At 65.9% G+C, this 21,998-nt stretch carries 19 protein-coding genes; 7 read left to right on the top strand and 12 right to left on the bottom strand.

The window, feature by feature from the left end; genetic code table 11:
* Window positions 1-193: 193 nt before the first annotated feature.
* On the top strand, window positions 194-1,195 hold the full coding sequence (locus ACWEO7_RS14065; RefSeq protein ID WP_452423531.1) for a LacI family DNA-binding transcriptional regulator: 1,002 nt from the start codon (window positions 194-196) through the stop codon (window positions 1,193-1,195).
* Between the two features lie 56 nt (window positions 1,196-1,251).
* The gene (locus ACWEO7_RS14060; RefSeq protein WP_452423529.1) at window positions 1,252-2,271 is read left to right on the top strand and encodes a Gfo/Idh/MocA family protein; all 1,020 of its coding nucleotides are present in this window, start codon (window positions 1,252-1,254) and stop codon (window positions 2,269-2,271) included.
* Between the two features lie 136 nt (window positions 2,272-2,407).
* Here the strand turns inward: ACWEO7_RS14060 and ACWEO7_RS14055 are convergent, their stop codons facing one another.
* From ACWEO7_RS14055 to ACWEO7_RS14035, 5 genes are all read right to left on the bottom strand, one after another.
* Complete coding sequence (locus ACWEO7_RS14055; protein ID WP_452423527.1) at window positions 2,408-2,953, bottom strand: GNAT family N-acetyltransferase; 546 nt, start codon at window positions 2,951-2,953, stop codon at window positions 2,408-2,410.
* Entirely contained in the window at window positions 2,950-4,329 is a 1,380-nt protein-coding gene (locus ACWEO7_RS14050) for a hypothetical protein (RefSeq protein WP_452423525.1), read from the bottom strand. Before ACWEO7_RS14050 ends, ACWEO7_RS14055 begins: the two co-directional genes overlap by 4 nt.
* Window positions 4,330-5,452: 1,123 nt before the next feature.
* Complete coding sequence (locus ACWEO7_RS14045; RefSeq protein WP_452423523.1) at window positions 5,453-6,637, bottom strand: McrC family protein; 1,185 nt, start codon at window positions 6,635-6,637, stop codon at window positions 5,453-5,455.
* 4 nt (window positions 6,638-6,641) lie between these two features.
* On the bottom strand, window positions 6,642-7,856 hold the full coding sequence (locus ACWEO7_RS14040) for an McrB family protein (protein ID WP_452423521.1): 1,215 nt from the start codon (window positions 7,854-7,856) through the stop codon (window positions 6,642-6,644).
* A gap of 336 nt (window positions 7,857-8,192) precedes the next feature.
* The gene (locus ACWEO7_RS14035; RefSeq protein ID WP_452423519.1) at window positions 8,193-8,543 is read right to left on the bottom strand and encodes a DUF6463 family protein; all 351 of its coding nucleotides are present in this window, start codon (window positions 8,541-8,543) and stop codon (window positions 8,193-8,195) included.
* A gap of 30 nt (window positions 8,544-8,573) precedes the next feature.
* Between ACWEO7_RS14035 and ACWEO7_RS14030 the strand changes: the two genes are divergently transcribed.
* On the top strand, window positions 8,574-9,197 hold the full coding sequence (locus ACWEO7_RS14030; RefSeq protein WP_452423517.1) for a TetR/AcrR family transcriptional regulator: 624 nt from the start codon (window positions 8,574-8,576) through the stop codon (window positions 9,195-9,197).
* 105 nt (window positions 9,198-9,302) lie between these two features.
* Here the strand turns inward: ACWEO7_RS14030 and ACWEO7_RS14025 are convergent, their stop codons facing one another.
* The 4 genes from ACWEO7_RS14025 to ACWEO7_RS14010 form a co-directional block, all read right to left on the bottom strand.
* Window positions 9,303-10,718: a vWA domain-containing protein gene (locus ACWEO7_RS14025; RefSeq protein ID WP_452423515.1), complete on the bottom strand. Its 1,416-nt coding sequence runs from the start codon at window positions 10,716-10,718 to the stop codon at window positions 9,303-9,305.
* A gap of 75 nt (window positions 10,719-10,793) precedes the next feature.
* Complete coding sequence (locus tag ACWEO7_RS14020) at window positions 10,794-11,678, bottom strand: AAA family ATPase (RefSeq protein ID WP_452423513.1); 885 nt, start codon at window positions 11,676-11,678, stop codon at window positions 10,794-10,796.
* A 31-nt stretch (window positions 11,679-11,709) separates the two neighbouring features.
* Window positions 11,710-12,717 carry an acyl-CoA thioesterase gene (locus ACWEO7_RS14015; protein ID WP_452423559.1) on the bottom strand — a complete coding sequence of 336 codons (1,008 nt, stop codon included), beginning with the start codon at window positions 12,715-12,717 and terminating at the stop codon, window positions 11,710-11,712.
* A 216-nt stretch (window positions 12,718-12,933) separates the two neighbouring features.
* The gene (locus ACWEO7_RS14010; RefSeq protein ID WP_452423511.1) at window positions 12,934-13,398 is read right to left on the bottom strand and encodes a nitroreductase family deazaflavin-dependent oxidoreductase; all 465 of its coding nucleotides are present in this window, start codon (window positions 13,396-13,398) and stop codon (window positions 12,934-12,936) included.
* Between the two features lie 98 nt (window positions 13,399-13,496).
* Here ACWEO7_RS14010 and ACWEO7_RS14005 point away from each other — a divergent pair, with 98 nt between their 5' ends.
* Together ACWEO7_RS14005 and ACWEO7_RS14000 are read left to right on the top strand one after the other, a co-directional pair.
* Window positions 13,497-14,111 (top strand): TetR/AcrR family transcriptional regulator, encoded by a 615-nt coding sequence (locus ACWEO7_RS14005; protein WP_452423509.1) that lies wholly within the window; start codon window positions 13,497-13,499, stop codon window positions 14,109-14,111.
* A 250-nt stretch (window positions 14,112-14,361) separates the two neighbouring features.
* A complete protein-coding gene (locus tag ACWEO7_RS14000) occupies window positions 14,362-14,736 on the top strand; it encodes a hypothetical protein (protein ID WP_452423507.1) in 375 nt (124 codons plus the stop codon).
* A 72-nt stretch (window positions 14,737-14,808) separates the two neighbouring features.
* Here ACWEO7_RS14000 and ilvC read toward each other — a convergent pair whose 3' ends face one another.
* The 3 genes from ilvC to ACWEO7_RS13985 all read right to left on the bottom strand — a co-directional run bounded on the left by ilvC (window position 14,809) and on the right by ACWEO7_RS13985 (window position 18,471).
* Window positions 14,809-15,810 (bottom strand): ketol-acid reductoisomerase, encoded by a 1,002-nt coding sequence (ilvC, locus tag ACWEO7_RS13995; RefSeq protein ID WP_174372187.1) that lies wholly within the window; start codon window positions 15,808-15,810, stop codon window positions 14,809-14,811.
* A 226-nt stretch (window positions 15,811-16,036) separates the two neighbouring features.
* Entirely contained in the window at window positions 16,037-16,540 is a 504-nt protein-coding gene (ilvN, locus tag ACWEO7_RS13990; protein WP_039799659.1) for an acetolactate synthase small subunit, read from the bottom strand.
* The gene (locus ACWEO7_RS13985; protein ID WP_452423505.1) at window positions 16,537-18,471 is read right to left on the bottom strand and encodes an acetolactate synthase large subunit; all 1,935 of its coding nucleotides are present in this window, start codon (window positions 18,469-18,471) and stop codon (window positions 16,537-16,539) included. The genes ilvN and ACWEO7_RS13985 overlap by 4 nt, the downstream gene beginning before the upstream one ends.
* Window positions 18,472-18,897: 426 nt before the next feature.
* Here ACWEO7_RS13985 and ACWEO7_RS13980 point away from each other — a divergent pair, with 426 nt between their 5' ends.
* Together ACWEO7_RS13980 and ilvD are read left to right on the top strand one after the other, a co-directional pair.
* Window positions 18,898-19,407, top strand: a complete 510-nt coding sequence (locus ACWEO7_RS13980) for a PH domain-containing protein (protein ID WP_452423503.1) — start codon at window positions 18,898-18,900, stop codon at window positions 19,405-19,407.
* Between the two features lie 329 nt (window positions 19,408-19,736).
* Entirely contained in the window at window positions 19,737-21,578 is a 1,842-nt protein-coding gene (gene ilvD, locus ACWEO7_RS13975; RefSeq protein WP_452423501.1) for a dihydroxy-acid dehydratase, read from the top strand.
* Window positions 21,579-21,998: the final 420 nt, after the last annotated feature.

Here is a 21,998-nt window from a genome sequence, read left to right as displayed (position 1 = left end):
ACGCAGGTCATAGCGTGTCAAGAGTCGTCAGCGCGTCGCCAAAACGCAATTACCAGGCGGTATTCGGCTGTGAGCGCCTAGTCCGAACCGATACGCCACTCGTGAAGTCCGATTAGAGCGCTCTATTGATCAGCCCGCGCGGAGCTTGTATCGTCCGAGCCGAAAAGGCCTGCGAACGCGGAACGGAGGCGACATGGCACGACCGACCATGGAAGACGTCGCCGCCCGCGCGGGCGTCTCCCGCGCCCTCGTCTCGCTGGTCATGCGCAACTCCCCGAAGGTCAGCGAGCACCGTCGCCGCGCCGTGCTCGACGCGGCGAAAGACCTCGGCTACCAACCGCACATCATGGCGCGCTCGCTGGCCAGCCGGACCTCCAACATCGTCGGCGTCATGGTCTCCGACCTGCGCAACGCCTTCTTCGCCGACGTCGTCGAAGGCATGGACGCCGCCGCCCAGGCCGCCGGCCTCGAACTGATCCTCAACACCGGCAGACGCACCGCCGCCCGCGAGCGCGCCGCGCTGGAGAGCCTGCTCTCCTTCCGTCCCGGAGGCATCATCCTGCTGTCGCCGGTCCTGCCCGCCGCCGCTATTCGCGAAGCGGCGCAGCAGGCTCCGCTGGTGCTGGTATCCCGCACGTCCACCGTCACCGAGATCGACACGGTCAACGACGACGGCGAGGTCGGCACCGGATTGGCCGTCGACTACCTGGTCATGCTCGGACATCGGCGCATCGTGCACCTCGACGGCGGCGGCGCTTTCACCTCGGCCCCACGCCGCAAGGGCTACCGCGCCGCCATGCAGCGCCACGGCCTGGAACCGCTGGTCGTGCCGAGCGAGCACACCGACTCCGCGGGCATGGCCGCGGTGCGCAAACTGCTGAACCTGTTCTCCCACGACAATTTCCCCACCGCGCTGGTCTGCGGCAACGACTTCAACGCCGTGGGGGCGATGTCCGCGCTGGAGGAAGCGGGCCTGCGGGTGCCCGAGGACGTCTCGGTGGTCGGCTACGACAACACCTCGCTTGCCGCGCTGCGTCACGTCGCGCTGACCACCATCGACCAGCCCCGCATCCAGATGGGCCGCCTAGCGATCGACGCGCTCACCGAACGCCTCCGCGACGGCCGCACCACCCCGGTCCGCCGCCGGGTGGAACCGTCGCTCGTCGTCCGCTCGACCACGACCGCTCCACGCTGAACCGCCGGGGCCGCAGGCCCGCCAAAACACGTCGCGTCCATATATAAGGAGAGCCGATGTCACCTCACCGACCCGTCACGCTGGGCCTCGCCGGAACCGGCCGCATCGGAACCTCGCACGCCGAGACCCTGAAGAAACTCCCGAACGTCGCCACCGTCCTGGTCGCCGACGCCGACGCCGACCGCGCCCGCACCACAGCCGCCGTCCTCGGCGTCGAATTCGCCCCCGACCTCGACACCCTCTTCGCCGCCGACCTCGACGGCCTGATCATCGCCACCGCCACCGACTCCCACCCCGAACTCATCATCCGCGCCGTCGACGCGGGGATCCCCGTCTTCTGCGAAAAGCCCGTGGCGGCCGATATCACCGGCACGCTCGCCGTCATCGATCACCTCCGCGACTCCTCCGTCCCGGTCCAAATCGGCTTCCAACGCCGGTTCGACGCCGGGTACCGTGCGGCGCGCGAAGCGATCCGCTCCGGCAGGCTGGGGTGGCTGCATACCTTGCGGGCGACCACACTCGATCCGGCCCCGCCGCCCGCCGAGTACATTCCGCGGTCGGGTGGGATCTTCCGCGACTGCGGGGTGCATGATTTCGACATCATTCGGTGGGTGACGGGGCGAGAGATCGTCGAGGTGTATGCGCTCGGGGCGAACCGAGGCGCGGCGTTCTTCGCCGAAGCGGACGACGTCGACACGGCGGCGGTGGTGCTGCGTCTGGATGATGGGACGCTGGCCACCGTATCGCTGACCCGGTACAACGGGGCTGGGTATGACGTTCGGTTGGAAGCGTTGGGGTCTGAAGGGAACGCCATTGTCGGATTGGACGACCGCGCGCCGCTGACTTCCGTCGAACCCGACCACAGCCCCTCCCCCTATCCTCCCTATGCCGGGTTCATGGAACGGTTCCGTCCGGCGTATGCGGAGGAACTCGCAACGTTCATCGAGGTTGCGACCGGGCGGCTCGACAATCCCTGCACTCCGGCGGATGCCCTGGCGGCGTTCTATGTTGCCGAGGCGTGCGAGCTGTCGCGGCGACAGGGTCGGGCTGTCGAAACAGCAGAAGTAGGGCGCTGAGAGAAACCCGAGGTCGCTGGAATCGAGATTCCGATTCAGTGATCACGTTGTCGGCGGAAAACTCGTATGGGCATCGTGGAGTTACACGATGAGCTCGCGCTCCTCCTGCGGGCACACCTGAGCGGCACTGGGTGAGTCAGCTCAACAGCCGGGCCATTTCATCCATAACCGGGGAGTCGGCGAACGGCCGGTCTTGTCCGATCAAGCGCCAACCCCATGCCTCGTATGCGGCGCGGGCCGGGTTGCCGACTCGCACCAGCAGGTAGGCCAGTGGTTCCGGCCGCCGCGTCAGCAAGGCGTCGTGGATGGTCTTCGCGAAACCTCGACCTTGGTAGTCGGGATGTACGGCGAACTCGCGAAAGATGTAGACCGGTGTGCCTTCTGTCTCAGCGACCAATTGCGGGTAGACCCGAATTGCTTTCTTCCACACTGCTTGTGGTCGGCTGTAGGGAGTGCCGAAGGCGTAGCCGATCATCCGACCGTCTATCCGTCCCGCGACCAGTACGAAGCCTGCTATCGGCGCGTACATTTCTTCGAGTCGTTTCCAGAATCGCGCTGGGCTGTACCACGGGTTGTCTTGCTGCTCGCGGTGGGAGTCGAAGTACAGGGCCTCGAGTTCGTCTTCGAGTTCGAGTGCCTCAGCGGCGTCGTAGTGTGCGAGATCGAGCAGGCGCGAGGTCATGACCCGATGGCCTTCTCACGGCAAAAGGCGTCGTCCCGCAGTAGTTCGTGGAGTTCCAGAGCGCTGCGCATGCGCCGTTGACCTTTCGGTACGGCCGCGAGGACTTGTTCCCCTAAACCCATGACGAACCGCGTCCGGTGCTCGGTCGGCAAACCCCCCAAGGTGGTAGTCGCATGACCAGCGCCCGCAGTTGGGTCTCCGGCCGAGACCAGGCAGAGGGCACGCTGCAACTCGATCTGAACCGGCCCGCGCCGACTGTTCGGCGGATACAGGTTGAGCGCCGCCGACTGCGCCTGTTCTGCCCGGCGGGTATCGCCTAGATGGGAGTACACGAAGCTTTCAGCGAATCTGACTCGCTCTTCCGGATATGCCCAGCAGTGCCAGCTGTGATCCTTGGTCATGGAAGACGGCAGAGCTGCGAATGTCTCCCGCAGATCGTTCAACGACGACTCCGCCTCCTCAGCGCGACCCAACAAAGCGAAAGACTGAGCCCGCGCAGCAAGCAGGCTGGGTCTCCCGACTGCCGGACCGTCCGCGATCAGGGGATCGCATTTGCCGATCTCATCGATGATGGTTTCAGGATCCAGTCCGTCATAGATCCCCCGGATGGCTTTGCGTCCCCGCACGAACATGATGGTGTGGGGATCGCCTGAGCAGTCTGCGGCGTAGCGAGCCGTGCGCCACCACCGTGCCCCTTCGCGTCGGCGGCCGAGGTCTCCGATGGATTGGGCCATGTACTGGCTCAAAAGAGCGCCTATCTTGTACAGCTCGCGGCGCTGGCTGGCGCTCCGCGATGAACCGAGCGCCGCCTCGAGGCTCAGGACATCCACCAACAGCATCTCTTGCAACTCGGTGGACGTGTGGGTGACGTATGCGGCTCCGTATTCGCGGACTATCTCGTTCCAGTCCTCCAGATCGACCGGAACACCCTCTGACACGGCGCGATTCAGGCCGTGCCGAGCCGACTCCAATCCGAAGGCCATACCGACACCGGCGACTGACGCGCTGAGCAGAAAGGTTCGGCGTTGCACGTCGTCAACCTCTTTCCCCGCGCTCGGCAGGAACATCGGTGAATCGTCCAACACCATGGTATCGCCGCCGGTTCCGCGCTCGACGGGACGAAAACCGAGTTCGGCGTCAGTCGCGACGCCGAGTACGGCCCTCAGCCCGGCGCGGTAGTCCGCGTTCGGCCAGTGGAAGACGCCGCGCTCCAACTTCCCGATGTAGTTGCCCGACAGTTGAACAACCCGACCCGTTCGCCGATAGACCCAGGCGTTTACCGCGTCGGCGAGTTCCGCACGAGACAACGGATGCCCCGTGAGTTCGGACTTCGTTCGAGCTCGTGCCGCGCTGAGCTGGTGATTCGGTTCGGACAAGCCCCGTCCCCCTCGTTCGGTAACCCGCAGCCAAATCATTGCATCCGCCCCAGGCCGCCAGGCCCGAACCAGCCCGACATCCCCCGATTCTCCCCTTGTCCTCCCTCAAACGGGCGTTCCCGCAGAGCCACTTCGAGGCGGAATCTAGCCACAGCACTCCACGCCGAAGCGCTTTCAGGCTCTGCGGCGTCAGGTGCTCGTCTTCGATCGACTGGAGCAGGAGGCAAGGAATGCGATCCGTTCACAGATATGCGAGGGGTGGCGCGACGCACCAAACGCCACTCGTGTACGGCATACCGTCAGACACATTGATGTCGAGATGCCGTTTCTACAGGGAGATCTGCGGTCTGCCCGCGCGTGTGCAGCCGCAACTCCGCCAGATCTTCATTCCCTCGGGCAGTGTCGGAGGAATCACCGTTCCAGCCGAACTCGGCGCTTCCATCAAAGTTCACATGCAGGGGCGCGGCATTCGGCCCGGCCCGATCGTCTCGCATCCCCGCTCCAAGCGGTGGACCTTCCTCGTCATACCGGATGTCCCCAACGACGACATGGCTCTGTTCGGCGAACTGTTCCGCCTCAACGCGTCCGTCGCCAGACTCGGCGCCCGAATCGCACTCCCATCGCCCGCCGACCGCCATGGATTTCGGGTGTGGGTAAACCCGCCACGTGACAGTTACCGCCCGTCAGGGCTGGCCGTCGTCGAAGCCATCCGGGCATGTGCTCTGCCTCGTCCGCGCCGGATGCGATAGGTGGAGCCGCAGCATGCACGCCTCTGACCATGACGGGTTTGCCACTCACGCGGGCATTGGTTCCGATCGAAATGTCGAAGTGGCCATAGTCCGAAATCCATACGGCGACGCGTGGTGGCTCGAGAGCGCCACACCAGATGGGGAGCAACCATGACATGGAATCGACTGACGGTCGGCAGTTGGGTCAGCACGAGTGATGGCTGCCCGGTCAAAACCGTCATAAGCAAGGACGACGTATCAGTGACATTCGTGTTCGGATCATCCGGCAATGAATTCGAACTCACGATGGACCCCACAACCTTGGCGGAGCTTCTTCGGCTCGGATCGAAGGCATCGAGCGCGCTGGGGCGCACTGTCGAGCGATGAGAAAAAGATCATCGATGCAGGATAATGCGGGCGATGTTATCGATCTCGTGCAGCAGCTCCGTGGGTGGAGCCCCGAGATCGAGAGCACGACAGTGGATCGTGATGCCGGAACTCACGAGTTTATGCGTCTTCACTGGGCCATTGCCCTTCGCATAGATCAAGTGACCTTCCTCGAGACCGAGCGTCGAGCAGTAAGCGAGCATCTGGTAGATATCGGCTTCGGGGAACCCCTTAGGCCGCTCAACTTTGTACTTCGCGTCGACCACGGCGACCGGGCGGTCGCTCGTGTCGTACCAGATCAAGTCCGGCTTCATGAGGATCGTCTTCGCCATGTCCATCCAGATCCGCCCTTGCGTGACCGCCCGTCCGCCGTATCGACGCATAGCCATGCTCAACGCACTAGTGACGAAGTCCTCGTAGATCTTCCACATGTCGAACATGAACCCGGTGACCGCCAAGCCCCCGTTGCGCTGGTCGAAGGAGCAGTTGTCGAGAATGACTTCAGACAGTCTCAGGACATCGTGATATCGGACGTTGAGCCTGGTAGGACGCCACATAGGCCGGGTGCCATTCCGCTCGGGGAGAGCCACGTCGTTCATCTGGTATCGAATACGACTGAGCTTATGCCGAGCGTCCGAACCTACTTGCGGCAGAGCACTCAAAGCCGTCGCCGCCGCGAGGACGATTCGATTCTCGGCGATGTCGGTGGTGAAGTCGTCGTACTCGACCGCGACCGGCAACGGCAGGCCGTGCCGCCGAGTGATCTGCTCGTTGAAGTCGATCCGCCCTCGGACCACTTGGAGCGATTCCATTTTCGTTCGGTAGCTCTGGAGCAGGCCGCCTTCCAGAGCCCGCGCGGCCAAGCGCACGAAAGATTCCGAAACCGCCGGAAACAGTCCATCGGATTTGTCGAGATGGACCACCTCCTCACGCCAGATCTTCGGGTTCGAGCAGTAACCTATGAAAAAGAGCAGCCGCCTCAGCTCGGTGATCTTCGGCCGGACGTCGACCTGCACGGTACCAACCCTGATCGAACCCACTTTCCCGCCAGGAGTGATCCGACATCCGCCCTGCAAGGAAGACTTCACGTTGACGAACTTCGTCTCCTTCAGAGCGTCGAACTCCAAGGGTGCGAGGTCGACGATCTTCCAAGTTCCGTGTTCGATCAGTTCAATCGGCGGTTTGGCCCCCATGCCACTACACGCCGCCGTCTATTCCGACTCCGGCCCGTTCCGCAATCAATTCCAGCGAGTAACGCTGCTCGACGACGATATTCGTGTCGCCGAAGTGATATTCCTGAAGCAGCGGGATGATGGATGTCCGCCAAGTGAGGTCCATACCGTGCCGAGTGATAGCGGCCGGGCGCATGAAGTACGACGGACCGATCTTGAAATCCTCGTCTTCTATGGTGGCGTTCAGTACGTCTACGATCTCGGCGATGGCCGTGTTGTGCCCATGCGCCTGAAGCCAGTTTCGCAGGATGCTCCTGGTCGGTTCATCAGAAGGATGCAGCGACATGAACGCGAACCGCCGCCGCATCGCCGAGTCGACAAGCGCGATGGATCTGTCCGCAGTGTTCATGGTTCCGATGATGGCGATGTTCTTCGGCAGCGCAAAGCTCTCCTTGCCGTCCGAGTACAGCAGGTCGATGCTCTCGTTCCGATACTCCAACAGGTAGTACAGCTCCCCGAAGATTTTCGCCAGGTTGCCACGATTGATCTCATCGATGATCAGTGTGTACACCATGTCGGGATTCTTGCGGGCCTCGTCTGCCAATAGGCGTAACGGCCCCGACTGAAGGTGATACGCGAGGTGACCGTCTGTCGACTGGACAGGCCGGAACCCTTCGAAGAAGTCTTCGTAGGAATAGGCGGGATGGAACTGGACTATCCGCACGTTCTCCGCGCTGGAGAGATGCTCGGCCAAAGCCTTGGCCAGGTAGGTCTTGCCAGTTCCCGGCGGTCCGTAGAAGATCAGCTGCGGTCGATCGCGAAGAAGATCTATGCACTCCTGAAGCCAAGCCTTGGGCACGTACAGTCGCGCGGCCAGTTCGTCGGTCGCGTCCGCGAAAGTAGGCTCTATATCGGACTGTTCGCCTCGGTTGCGTTGCGGCCGCCACGTGAAACCGAAGGCCTCGGCGAAGACGTTCATCAACTCGGTGGCGTTCTCTAGCGTGAGTTGCAGCGACTGGCTGCTCTTGGGGTGCGACTCTCGCTGGTCGGAGCCGAACGTGGACAGGTGAACGAGGGGTCTGTCGTCGAAGTCCTCGATCACCTTGTATTGGCACGAGACAGCGTGCTCGAGCTTGTGCGGCCGAATCTCTTGCTGACTCGGTACGATCTCGCGGATACGCGCCATCAGTTGGGGCTCCCGTCCAAGCGACGCTTCGAAATAATCGATGTCGTGCGGCACGGGGCGTCACGCCGTACCGAGCCCGAGTTGCCCCGGTACGGCGCGTGGGCCAAGAGGAGACTCTCCATTGAACCGACGGCGCAAACTTGTTCCTGCCGTGTCCTCCCCGAACCAGCCATAACGACCAGAATAACGGCATATACCGACACTTTCGCCGAGGCCGAACATCGCAGGCCGATTCACGTCATCACATAGGCAGCGGGCGCGTGATGGCCTCGGTGCCTGGTAGGGAAGGCGATCTGGAGGGACGCAGCCGACTGATCTCTGACAAGAGGTGATCCATCTGTCCCTCATCGGTCGCGGGTCGCAGCAAGGTTTGACCCGGCTGGGTCCGGCTTACCCTGCCGGGATCGCGGCGAGCCGGCGGTGGCGTATCCATCCGCGGACGCCGATGGCCAGCGGTATCAGAACAGTGAGAAACCCTGACACCGGCTCGAATACGAGGCCGAACGCGGTGAGCACGGCGATCGCGGTGAGGATCGGCGCTGGTGCGTAGCCGCGGGTTCGTTCCGTCTCGATCACGGCGATGCCGAAGCCGACGGCGGCGACGCCGAAGGCGGTGAACCAGAAGGCGAGTTCGGTCTGCTCTCGACCGGTCGCCCAGATGACAACGCCCAGCGCGGTATGTGCCGATCCGATGAATGTGAGCAGACTGCCCGTGATCGGAAACGGAGTTTTTGAATCCATATTCTGAAACCTTGCCTTAGGCTGTCCCCCATGGCAAGACCCCGGCGCTTCACCGATGACCAGATTCTCGACGCCGCGCGCGATTTGCTTGCCGATCCGGCGACGACCAGGCCGACCATCGCCGCGATCAGTGCTGCCTCCGGCGTCCCCACCGGATCGATCTACGTGCGCTTCGCTTCCCGCGAAGAGTTGCTCGCCCGGCTGTGGCTCCGCTCGATCCAGCGCTTCCAGGTCGGATTCGTCGCCGCGCTGTCGGGAGCCGACCCGCTGCTCGCCGCCGCGATGCACCTGCCGCGGTACTGCCGCGAGCATCCCACCGAAGCTCGTGCGATGAAGATGTTCCGACGTGAGGAACTGCTCGAAGTGGGTTCGGCCGAGTTGCGCGCCGACATCGCAGCGGTCAACGACCGAATGAACGACGCGCTGCGTGCCGCCGTCGCGGCGGAATGCGGCGACGCCGACGAGCGTCACATGGCGATCGCGTTGGCTGCGGTCAAGGCGATTCCCTATGGGCTTGTGCGCGAGTACATCGCGAACGCGGTGCCCATTCCGGACTGGGTCGACGACGTGACCGCCACCGCGACGGCCGCCGTCGTCCGCGAGTTGCGCCCGACGGGCATTCGAGTGGGCTTTCGCGGCGCTGGTAGTAGTTGAGCCTGGCCTGCTGTATTCGTCCTCCCGACCTACCAGCAGCTTGCCCTACGTTCGAACGCCGTACTTCAGATCACATACGGATGAGGCTCGGACAGCGAGGCCGAGTCACGCAGGCAGCAACCGGGCGACGACTTCGCTCAACTGCTTGACGTTCCGGCACTCGTGCATCGTCACGCACTCCGCGTACACGTGAGCTGCCGAATCCCCGGTCGACCATGACCGTGCCGGCTCTGGGTTCAGCCAGTAGGCGTGTTTCGCTCGATCGGCAATCGTCTGCACCGCAGCGAGATTCGGGTCCGTGCGGTTCGTGCGGCCGTCACCGAGGATGAGGACGGACGTGCGCGGCCCGAGGGCGTCGGCGTAGTTGTCGAGGAATCCTTGGAAGGCCTCGCCGTAGTTCGAACTGCCGAAGCGGGCGACCTTGGTGGAGCGGATGATTCGGGCGGCGGTGCCGGGGGTCGGGGGTTCGCCGGGGGTGAAGAAGTGGGTGATCTCGTCGCAGGTGTCGACGAAGCCGAAGCTGCGGACCTTGCTGAACTGGTCTTGCAGGGCCTGGATCAGCTGAAGGGTGAATTCGGCGAAGCCGGTGACCGAGCCGGAGATGTCGGCGAGGACGACCAGGTCGGGGCGGCCGCGTTTGCGGGCGCGCAGGACCGGGTCGATGGGGACGCCTCCGGTGGCCATGGAGCGGCGCAGGGTGCGGCGTAGGTCGATCTGGCCGCGCACGGCTTTGCGGCGGCGGACGGCGAGGCGGGTGGCGAGTTTGCGGGCCAAAGGGTGTACAAGGCGACGCATTTCGGCGAGGTCCTGTTCGCGGGCGCCGAGGAAATCGATCTGGTCGGTGCTGGATTCGACGCCGCGGCGGGCGATGTATTCGGTGCCGCGCAGCTGTGCGGAGCGCAGGCGGGCCTCGGTTTGGACGGCGGCGCGGAAGGCGGCGAGGCGGCGGTTGGCCTCGATGGTGTGGACGGTGGTGTCGAGCTGGGAGGCGCCGTTCATGCCGGTGACGATGCGCTCGACGAGTTCTTCCGGGCGTAGGGCTTTCATGGTCAGGTAGGAGGACCAGCCTGCGCCCGACGCCGTGGTGACCGGCGCGGAGGATTGCCCGGCGCCCGCGCCGCCGTAGCCGCCGAGTTCGGTCAGCGCCTGGCGGGCAAGCTCGGCGACCGATTCCGAATCATCCTGTGCCAGTGCGGAGACGAGCCGATCTCGCAGCGCTTCGATGGATTCGGGCGTCGACGGATCGACGGGCTGTGGCTGTTGGGTGGTAAGGAAATACAGGTCGAAGAGTTGATCGAACACGGCGCGTTGACCATTGCTGCGCAGCAGGCAGGCGGCCATGCCGGAGCGCAAGCGATTGCGATCATCGATTCCGAGGGCGATCATCGCCTCGGCCGCGTCGATGGTCTCGCTCGGTCCAGCGTTGATGCCGTGGTCACGCAGCAGCCCGACGAATTCGACGAGCCGATCGGTCATCGATCCGGTACCCATTTCATAGGCGCGACTTTCAGCGATGCTCATAACGCCCCTGCCCCGCAGTGGGCGCGACGACCGGCCTCGGAGGATAGGCGGTCAGCGGTCGGACGGAACCCCATCTCACCGGCCTCCTTGCTCGGTATCCATATCGAGTCCGAGCCGCTCGACCGCCAGGCGGTGATCCGATTGGTACTTCAACAGCACGCCGAGGGTCGAGCGGACAACACCGCCGGATAGATTGCGCGCACCCAGAGCGACCAGTGTCTTCGCCCAATCGACGGTTTCGGCGATCGACGGCGCTTTGCGCAACGAGAGCTGGCGCAACGCACCGACCACGCGGACCACCGGCTCTCCCAGCGCCTCGTCCAGCTCCGGAACCTTCATCCGCACGATCGCCCGCTCCAATTCGGCGGTCGGGTAATCGATGTGCAGATACAGGCACCGCCGCTTGAGCGCTTCGGACAGCTCGCGGTTGGCATTGGAGGTCACGATCACGAACGGCTTGCGCACCGCGGTGACGGTGCCGAGCTCCGGGATGCTCACCTGGTAGTCGCCGAGCACCTCGAGCAGCAGGCCTTCCAACTCCACATCGGCTTTGTCGAGTTCATCGATGAGCAGCACCGTGGAGCGCGGGTTACGGATGGCGGCCAGTAGCGGGCGCGCGAGGAGGAACTCTTCGGTGAAGACATGGTCGCGGGTGCTGTCCCAGCCTTCGTCGTCCGAGGCGGTGATGCGCAGCAGCTGCTTGGCGTGGTTCCACTCGTAGAGCGCGCGGGGCTCGTCGATACCCTCGTAGCACTGCAACCGCACCAGGTCGGACGTGGTCGCGGCGGCGACGGCCTTGGCGAGTTCGGTTTTGCCGACGCCCGCGGGGCCCTCGATCAGCAGGGGCTTGCCGAGGTGGCCCGCGAGGAACACGGCGGTGGCGATATCGAGGGACGGGAGGTACCCGGCCTCGGTGAGACGCCCGGTCACCTCGTCCACCGACGCGAAGAACTTACTCATCGGTAACCAGTCTAGACCGGGCGCTTCGGCCTCAGCTCGGCGCAGGTATGCGGAAATGACTCGGCTCGGCGTCGGACGGCACGGCGCTCGCCACAGTGAACGGCTCGACCAGCGAGCGCAGTTCGATGAGGTGCCGGGCGTGCGCGTCCAGCGCGCGATCCTCCTCGGAGACCGGCTCCCACTGCGGCACGGGACGCGCTTTGCCCTCGCCGTCCAGCGCGACGACCACAGCGAGACCGTGCGCGGCGAGCGCGGGCTCGTCGGAGTGGGCGTCGGTGGAGGTCACGTGCACGCTGACGTGCATGCTGCGCGGGCCGGTGTGGATCAGCCGCGCGGTGACCTCGACGACATGGCCGATGACGATCGGCCGATAGAAGCGGATGCCGCCGAAGTACGAAGTGATGACCCGCTGCCCGGCCCAGTCCGCACCGCAGACGTAGGCCGCCTCGTCGATCCACCGCATCGTGCGGCCGCCGTGCACCTTGCCGCCCCAGTTGATGTCCGACGGCGCGGCCAGGAATCGCAGCGTGGCGCTCGGTGCGGCGCCCGCCGACGTGTACCGCTGCGCGGCCATCGCCTCCTCGATCAGCTTGCGCACCGAGATCCGGGCGCGCGCCTGGCGGTGCCGCTGCAACTCCAGCAGCGTGGCCGGATTCCATTGCGGCACTTCCACGGTGCGCCGGTCGTCGTCCACGGCGACGAAGATCGTCAGGCATTGCGCCGACTGCACCGGCTGCACCCGGGTGGGATCGGTCGAATAGACGGTGACCAGGATGTGCATGCTGGTGCGCCCGGTGTGGACCAGATTCGCGTGCAATTCGACCAGCTCGCCGACCGCGATCGGCCGGTCGAGATGGATATTGCCGACGTAAGCGGTGACGCAGTAGCGGCCGCTCCACTGGGCCGCCGCCGCGTAGGCGACCTTGTCGATCCATTCCAGGAGTTTGCCTCCGTCGACCGATCCGACGATGCCCGCGTCGTCGGGCTTCACGAGAAATCGGTGGATCGCCTCGGGTCGGCGGCCGGCCGAGGTCGGGATGGTCACGGTGCGGTCGAGTTCTATCGAGTGGGCCACGGTGCGGAATCCGTTCGGACAGGGAATCTCCGGATGTACATTTCTCCGACCTCGTTGTCCGGGAGAACCCTAGGCCCCAGCCGCCGTACGAGCGAGTAACCAGACGGTCGCTACACCGCGCGGCGGCGGGAGAGCGATCCGGACGGCGCGAAACGGACCCGGGGAACGACCCCGCCCGCCTCAGACCGGGCTCAGACGAACGATCACATACCCGTTCGCCATGGCTCGCCGCAGATTGTCGCGATCGACCGCCCCGTCCGGCTCCAGTTCGATACCCGCGTAGCGCCCGTGGATCGGATTCGCCGACACCACCACCGGAGCAAGCGCGGCGAGCCGGGCCTCGTCGGCGATCACTTCGGCTCTGGCACGAATCTCGCTGCCGCGCAGCCGGACACGCACGGCTTCACCGTCGCGGAGATTGCGATGCCATCTGGCCGTCGTGCCGACAAGCAGCGCTCCGTCATGGTCGGCGTATCCGACCGGATTGGTGTACTCGCGCCCCGATTTCCGCCCGAGCACCGTGACCAGCAGCAACCTGCCGCTGAGCACCCGATGCAGCGGAGACCGGAGCAACGACCTGACGACCGCGTCCCCGGTGCGCTGGATACGCGATGGGGATGGTCGCACCGAAGCCTGGCTGGACATATCGGTTACCTCCAAAGATATTTACTGAGTGTCTACTCAGAAAATACGACCGCGTCGGGCATACTGCAAGGGGTGAGGAACGAACGATCGGAGGATTCGTGACGGCATCCGGCCGGGTCGAAGGCCGCCGCCGTGGGCGTCCCTCGACGGGCGTCCGCGACGCGGTGATCGCCGCCGCGGAGCGAATCCTCGCCGAAGAGGGTGTGGCGCGGCTGTCCACGAAAGCGGTCGCCGACCGCGCCGGTGTCGCCGAGTCGAGCATCTTCTATCACTTCCGCGACCGGACCGGGCTGTTGCAGGCGGTGGTCCAACGACACCTGCGACCGGTCAAGGACGTCCTCGGCGACGTCGACGCGCACCGAGACCTGCGGGCCGATCTCGTCGCCCTGATGGAGGCGCTGGAAGATTTCTTCGTCGCCACGATCCCCGTCGCCGCCGCGATCCAATCCGACGCCGAACTACGCGCGCGCTACCTCGATCGCGCCCAGGAGGCGGACATCGGTCCGCACCGCGCGGTGGACGCGATGCAGGCGCGGCTCGCGGCCGCGCAACCCTCCGCCCCGAGCGCCGTAAATCTGCGCGCGGCAGCGCTTCTGCTGGTGGGTGCGGCGCATCAGCGCGCGCTGCAATGCCACCTGAGCCCAGCGAGCGCGTTCACGTCACTGCCGTCGCCGACCGACATCGTGGACACGGTGCTGCCACTCTTCGGTTGATCCCGGGGTGCGGCGATAGGGGAACTCCCTAATACCGCGGTTCGATTTGCCCCGCAGGGGAGAAAACACCCGTGACCTTCGGCGGCGAGTGCGCAAGAGTGTAGCTATGCAGTCGCTGTCCCGTCGGTAAGCGCGACCGCGAAGCAGTGACCGTAGATCCAAGATCTGTCTGCGGGGGTGGGCCGTGGGCGGACCCCGCAACGGGGGGATGGCGGGCGGAGACGCTCGCCGCAGAGTGAAAGGATTTACGTTGTTCTCGTCAATCAGCGCACGCCGAATATTCCGTGTGGCCGTCGCCGGTGCGATCGCCGCGATTCCGTTGACCGCGCTGGCGATGCCCGCCTCCGCCACCCCGAGCACGCCCGGGGTCACTCCCGCTTACAACCAGTGCGCCTTCGGCCCGTTCCAGGACTGGAGTTGCAACAACAACCTCTTGGTCGATAAACCCCACTACGGCGCACCACCCTATGGCCGCGGTCCTGGCTGGGGCGAGGGTGATGGCTGGGGCGGCGGTGGCTGGGGCGGCGGAGGCTGGAACCAAGGCTGGGGCGGAGGTTGGAACCAGGGCTGGGGCGGGGGCTGGGGCCAGGGCTTCCCGGGCACAGGCTCGTTCGGCAGCAGTTAGAAACTCCGCGAAAGACGCCGGTGGCCCGCTCCGAAACTCCGGAGCGGGCCACCGCGCGAATCGGCCTGGATATCAGGCGGTCTCGGTGATCGGGCGATCGACCCAGCTCATCAGGCCGCGCAGCTTGGCGCCGGTGACCTCGATCGGGTGCTCGGCGTTCTTCTTGCGCAGCGCCTCGAGCTCCTTGTTGCCGCCTTCGACGTTGGCGACCAGACGCTTGACGAAGCTGCCGTCCTGGATGTCCTTGAGGATGTCCTGCATGCGCTTCTTGGTGTCGGCGTCGATGACCCGCGGGCCCGACAGGTAGCCACCGAACTCGGCGGTGTCGGAGACCGAGTAGTTCATCCGCGCGATGCCGCCCTCGTACATCAGGTCGACGATCAGCTTCAGCTCGTGCAGCACCTCGAAGTAGGCCATCTCCGGCGCGTATCCGGCCTCGACCATGACCTCGAAACCGGTCTTCACCAGTTCCTCGGTGCCACCGCACAGCACGGCCTGCTCACCGAACAGGTCGGTCTCGGTCTCTTCCTTGAAGGTGGTCTTGATGACGCCCGCGCGGGTGCCGCCGATGCCCTTGGCGTAGGACAGCGCCAGCGCCTGACCCTCGCCCTTCGGGTCCTGGTCGATCGCGATCAGCGCGGGAACGCCCTTGCCGTCGACGAACTGACGACGCACCAGGTGGCCCGGGCCCTTCGGGGCGACCATGCCGATGGTGACGTTCGCCGGCGGCTTGATCAGGCCGAAGTGGATGTTGAGGCCGTGACCGAAGAACAGCGCGTCGCCGTCCTTCAGGTTCGGCTCGATGTCGTTGGTGAAGATCGACGCCTGCGCGGTGTCGGGCGCAAGCACCATGATGACGTCCGCCCACTCCGAGACCTCGGCAGGCGTGCCGACGGTCAGGCCCGCCTCCTCGGCCTTCGGACGCGACTTCGACCCCTCGGCCAGACCGACGCGGACCTCGACGCCCGAGTCGCGCAGGCTCAGCGAGTGCGCGTGCCCCTGGCTGCCGTAGCCGATGACAGCGACCTTGCGGCCCTGGATGATCGACAGGTCGGCATCGTCGTCGTAGAACATCTCGACTGCCACTGTGGTTCCTTCCGGGATCATCCCCGCGCGAGGCGGGGCACACCGGCTTGCGCCGGTGCGGATTTACGTTGTTCTGGATCGGATCACCCCCGCAGCCGCGGGAGGGGATCATTCCCGCCTGAGCGGGGAGGCGGCACGCCAACCGTCGATCGCAGAAAGACTAGCGTGTGGCCGCCGCTGGGCGGTCGGCCCCATCGGTGTGCCGCTCGTCAGCTCATCGGGTGGCGGTGATGGACTTCGGTCCACGCCCCACCGCGACGACACCGGACTGCACGATCTCCCGGATGCCGTACGGTTCGAGCATCCGCAGCAGCGCGTCGAGCTTGGACCGGGTTCCGGTCGCCTCGACGGTGAGCGCGTCCGGCGACACGTCGATGACCTTCGCGCGGAACAGCCCCACGGCCTCGATCACCTGGGTCCGCACGCTGGCGTCGGCGCGCACCTTCACCAGGATCAGTTCGCGGGCCACCGAGCTGTCGGAATCCTGCTCCACGATCTTGATGACGTTCACCAGCTTGTTGAGCTGCTTGGTGACCTGCTCCAGCGGCAGGTCTTCGACGGTGACGACGATGGTCATGCGCGAGATCTCGGGGAGCTCGGTGCCACCGACCGCCAGCGACTCGATGTTGAAGCCGCGGCGGGAGAACAGCGCCGCGACCCGTGCCAGCACGCCCGGTTTGTCCTCGACGAGAACGCTGAGGGTATGCGTGGTACTCATCCGTTGTTCACCTTGTTCTGTTCGTGCGACATCGCCGTGTGGATGACCGCGGGCTCGGAGGCCTGCTCGTCGTCGTCGAACAGCGGGCGGATGCCGCGAGCGGCCATGATCTCGTCGTTGCTGGTGCCCGCGGCGACCATCGGCCACACCTGGGCGTCCTTGCCGACGATGAAGTCGATCACCACGGGACGGTCGTTGATGGACTGCGCCTCGCGGATCGCGGCCTCCACGTCCTCCTCGCGCTCCACCCGGATGCCGTGGCAGCCGAGGGCTTCGGCGAGTTTCACGAAGTCGGGGATGCGCAGGGTGTGCGTGCCCAGGTCGGTGTTGGAGTAACGCTCCTGGTAGAACAGCGTCTGCCACTGGCGCACCATGCCGAGGTTGCCGTTGTTGATCAGCGCGACCTTGATCGGGACGCCCTCGACGGCGCAGGTGGCCAGCTCCTGATTGGTCATCTGGAAGCAGCCGTCACCGTCGACCGCCCACACCTCTTTGTCCGGCGCGCCCATCTTGGCGCCCATGGCCGCCGGGACGGCGTAGCCCATGGTGCCGAGACCGCCGGAGTTCAGCCAGGTGCGCGGCTTCTCGTACTTGATGAACTGGGCGGCCCACATCTGGTGCTGGCCGACGCCAGCGCAGTAGATCGCGTCGGGTCCGGCCAGGCGGCCGAGCGCCTCGATGACGAACTCCGGCGACAGCGAGCCGTCCGCGGGCGGGGTCCAGCCCAGCGGGTAGGCGTCGCGCACGCCGTCGAGGTAGGTCCACCAGTCGGTCAGCGCCAGTGGCAGCGCGTCACCCGCGGACGGGTCGGCCTTCAGGGTCTCGATGAGCTCGATGATCACCTCCCGGCAGTCGCCCACGATCGGGACGTCGGCGTGCCGGTTCTTGCCGATCTCGGCCGGGTCGATGTCGGCGTGGATGACCTTGGCGCCGGGGGCGAAGGAGTCCAGCTGACCGGTGACGCGGTCGTCGAACCGCGCGCCCAGGGTGATCAGCAGATCCGACCGCTGCAAAGCGGCGACCGCGCCCACGGTGCCGTGCATGCCGGGCATGCCCATGTTCAGGCGGTGACTGTCGGGGAACGCGCCGCGCGCCATCAGCGTGGTGACCACCGGGATGCCGGTGAGCTCGGCCAGTTGCAGCAGCTCGGCCGAGGCGTCGGCCTTGATCACGCCGCCGCCGACGTAGAGCACGGGAGCCTTGGCTTCCATGATCATCCGCGCGGCCTCGCGCACCTGCTTGCCGTGCGGCTTGGTGACCGGACGGTAGCCGGGCAGCCGCATCTCCGGCGGCCAGGTGAAGGTGGTCTGCGCCTGCAGCACGTCCTTCGGGATGTCGACCAGCACGGCGCCGGGACGGCCCGAGGCGGCGAGGTAGAACGCTTCCGCGATGATGCGCGGGATGTCGATGCCCTCGGTGATCAGGAAGTTGTGCTTGGTGATCGGCATGGTGATGCCGGAGATATCGGCTTCCTGGAACGCGTCGGTGCCGATCAGGCCGCGGCCGACCTGGCCGGTGATGGCCACGATCGGGACGGAGTCCATCTGCGCGTCGGCGATGGGGGTGACCAGGTTGGTCGCGCCGGGGCCGGATGTGGCCATACACACACCGACCTTGCCGGTCGCCTGGGCGTAACCGGTGGCGGCGTGGCCCGCGCCCTGCTCGTGGCGGACGAGCACGTGGCGCACCTTGGTGGAATCGAAAAGCGGGTCGTAGACGGGAAGGATCGCGCCGCCCGGAATGCCGAATACGGTGTCGACGCCGAGCTCCTCGAGCGACCGGATGACCGACTGCGCGCCGGTGACCCGCTCGGGCGGGAGCTGGCGGCGGTTGGCCGCGGACGTCGCGTTGGCAGCGGGCGTGGCCTGCTGATTCGCCGAAGGCGCTGGCCTACGGGCCGAAGGCCCGGGCCGTGCGGTAGGTGCGCTCACCGTCTTCGTTCCTTACTGGTTGTGGTTCCGACCCCGGATGTTGTGCCAGCGGTGTCTTGCGCTTCGCCATGCCGGACATTAGTCCGAACATAAAAAAGCCCCCGACAGCCCAGGGCTGATCGAGGGTGGCGCGTCGCAACGCGAGCTGACGTATTCGACTCAGTGTGTCAGGCTCAACGCTGGACGCGCCGGCCGATTACGAGCAACTCGTTTCGATTCACGCGCACGACGTTAAGCGGGTGTGAACCGAAGAGTCAAACAGATGACCCCGTGTGTCCCATTATGTGGGAGAGTGCGGTTGCTTGTGTCCGTTCATCAGGATGCGAGGATGGTGGTGTGTCATCACCGCATCAGTCCGTGCCACCGCCTGAATCGTCCCACACGCCCGCGGGAACAACGGATACGGGTGGCGCCTCGGACGCCCATGTGATCCGCATCCCACGGCTGGCGTTCCTGGGCGTGTTCATCCTGCTGATGTGCGTGTTCTTCCCCTTCGTCGGCTGGCCCGCCGGACTGTGGTGGCTGCTGCTCATCCCCGTCGCGGTGCTGGCTTGGGTGCTGCGGACGCAGACCGGCGTCTCGGATGCGGGGCTGGATTTGCGGACGCTGTTCGGCTCCCGCCACCTCGACTGGACACAGGTGAAGGGTGTGCGAATCCCGAAGCGTGGATATGTGCGCGCCGACCTGACCGACGGCAGCGAAGTGAAGTTGCCCGCGGTGAGTTATGACCGGCTTCGCGATCTGGCCGCTTTCTCCGGCGGACGGATTCCGGACCCGTTCGCGGAGCCGAGGGAACCCGCGACGGGAGAGTCCCCCACCGAACCCGCGGACGCGAGCGGCGGAACCTCGAACACCGTGGGCGATCCGGCGACCAATGGGTTGGCGAAGTCCGGCGAGAGCGCCGAAGAAGACACGCGCCGCGACAGCGCGACGTAGCGAGTTCGGTCACACCGGCCGACTCTCCAGCTCGAGCGCCATCGCGCCGAAGCGGAACATTCGCCGCCGTTGGGAGGTTGCGGTCGAGTGATGGGATGATTTCCCCGGAGCACTGATCCTCCTCGTCCCCACCCCCGACGTTCCGGCACCTCCGGCGTCACCGTCGTCGCCCGCGACACCACGCACCGGCGACACACCCGAACCGGCCGACCGCGATGAGACGCCACACCACCCGGCAGGTGGGCACGCCCACCGGGAGTAACGTGGTGCTCCGCCGAGCACGCTCTGCGTCGTCGCACGTCAGCCCCCGCGACCCGAGGACCATCGAAATGCCACCGCTTCGTTCACGAACCACGACCATCGGCCGCAATGCCGCAGGCGCACGCGCACTCTGGCGCGCCACCGGCATGACCGACACCGACTTCGGCAAGCCGATCGTCGCCATCGCGAACTCCTACACCCAGTTCGTCCCCGGCCATGTGCATCTGAAGAACGTCGGCGAGATCGTGGCCGACGCGGTGCGCGCCGCCGGTGGCGTGCCGCGCGAATTCCACACCATCGCCGTCGACGACGGCATCGCCATGGGTCACGGCGGCATGCTCTACTCGTTGCCCTCGCGCGAGATCATCGCCGACTCCGTCGAGTACATGGTGAACGCGCACACCGCCGACGCGCTGGTCTGCATCTCCAACTGCGACAAGATCACCCCGGGCATGCTCAATGCGGCCATGCGGCTGAACATTCCGGCGGTATTCGTCTCCGGCGGGCCGATGGAAGCGGGCAAGGCCGTCGTCGTCGGCGGGGTCGCGCAGGCGCCGACCGACCTGATCACGGCGATCTCCGCGAGCGCGAATCAGGCGGTGTCGGAGGAGGGGCTGTCCGAGGTCGAGCGCTCCGCGTGCCCGACCTGCGGTTCCTGCTCGGGCATGTTCACCGCGAACTCGATGAACTGTCTCACCGAGGCGCTGGGTCTCGCGCTGCCCGGCAACGGCTCCACCCTCGCCACGCACGCCGCGCGCCGGGCGCTGTTCGAGCGGGCGGGCACCGTGGTGGTCGACATCGCCAACCGCTGGTACCGCGAGGACGACGCGTCCGTGCTGCCGCGCAACGTCGCCGACGCCAAAGCTTTCCGCAACGCGATGGCGCTGGACGTGGCGATGGGTGGTTCGACCAACACCGTGCTGCACACGCTCGCCGCCGCGCAGGAAGGCGAGGTCGACTTCGATCTGCACACCATCGAGGAGATCAGCCGCCGGGTGCCCACGCTGTCGAAGGTGTCGCCCAACTCCGACTACCACATGGAAGACGTGCACCGCGCAGGCGGCATCCCCGCGATCCTCGGCGAACTGCGCCGGGCGGGCCTGCTGGAGACCGACGTCACCACGGTGCACACCGCGAGCCTCGACGAATGGCTCGACACCTGGGACATCCGCTCCGGCAAGGCCTCTCAGGAAGCCATCGAACTCTTCCACGCCGCCCCGGGCGGAGTGCGCACCACCGAGCCGTTCTCCACCGACAACCGCTGGTCGTCGCTGGACACCGACGCCGAGGGCGGCTGCATCCGCGACCTCGAGCACGCCTACACCAAGGAAGGCGGCCTGGTCGTGCTGCGCGGCAACATCGCGCCCGACGGCGCGGTGCTCAAGACCGCGGGCATCGACGAGGAGCTGTTCTCCTTCCAGGGCCCCGCGGTGGTGGTGGACTCGCAGGAGGAGGCCGTGTCGGTCATCCTCGGTAAGAAGATCAAGCCGGGCGACGTGATCGTGGTCCGCTACGAAGGGCCCGCGGGCGGCCCCGGCATGCAGGAGATGCTGCACCCGACCGCCTTCCTGAAAGGCTCTGGCCTCGGCAAGGAGTGCGCGCTGATCACCGACGGCCGCTTCTCCGGCGGCACTTCGGGCCTGTCGATCGGGCACATCTCCCCCGAGGCGGCCAGCGGCGGTGTCATCGGCCTGATCGAGAACGGCGACCAGATCCGCATCGACGTGACCAGCCGGACGCTCGAGGTCCTCGTCGACGATGCGGTGCTCGCCGAGCGCCGCGCGAAGATGGAAGCCTCCGAACGGCCGTGGCAGCCGGTCAACCGCGATCGTCCGGTGACGACCGCGCTGCGGGCGTACGCCGCGATGGCGACCTCAGCCGACAAGGGCGCTGTCCGCCACGTGCCCTAGGCTTCCGGCCTCTCCTGGTCTCTCGGCCGTACCGGTTCGGTGCAGTACGACTTGGTCGCAGGTCCTACGTCAGCTGCCGCAACCGTTTTGGGCGCCGGATCCGGAACTGCCGGGCAAACCGATAAGGATCGGGCTTCCGAAGCTGTCATGAAGTGCAAGGTGTCGGCGTGTCCGCCTGGCGCGCCGCCTCGTCGGGGTTCGGGTAGCACCTTGTGAAAATCGAGCCTCGTATTTCAGGGAAGCCTCGTTCGCGTGAGTGTGCTCCCAGTTCCCCCCACCGTGCAATGATCGTTTCCGCCACGTCGTCGCCGACACCGCTTGCTCGCCCGCCCCTGATCCACTGTGTGAGGGCCGAGAAGGGGCCTCTCCTGTCTTCCGGCGATCGAGGTCTCGCACCGGCTTGCTCGATCTCATGGCCTT

This window comes from Nocardia sp. NPDC004260, assembly GCF_053603155.1.
Note: the sequence above shows the minus strand (reverse complement) of the source record. Positions and strands in the feature narration are given on the sequence as shown.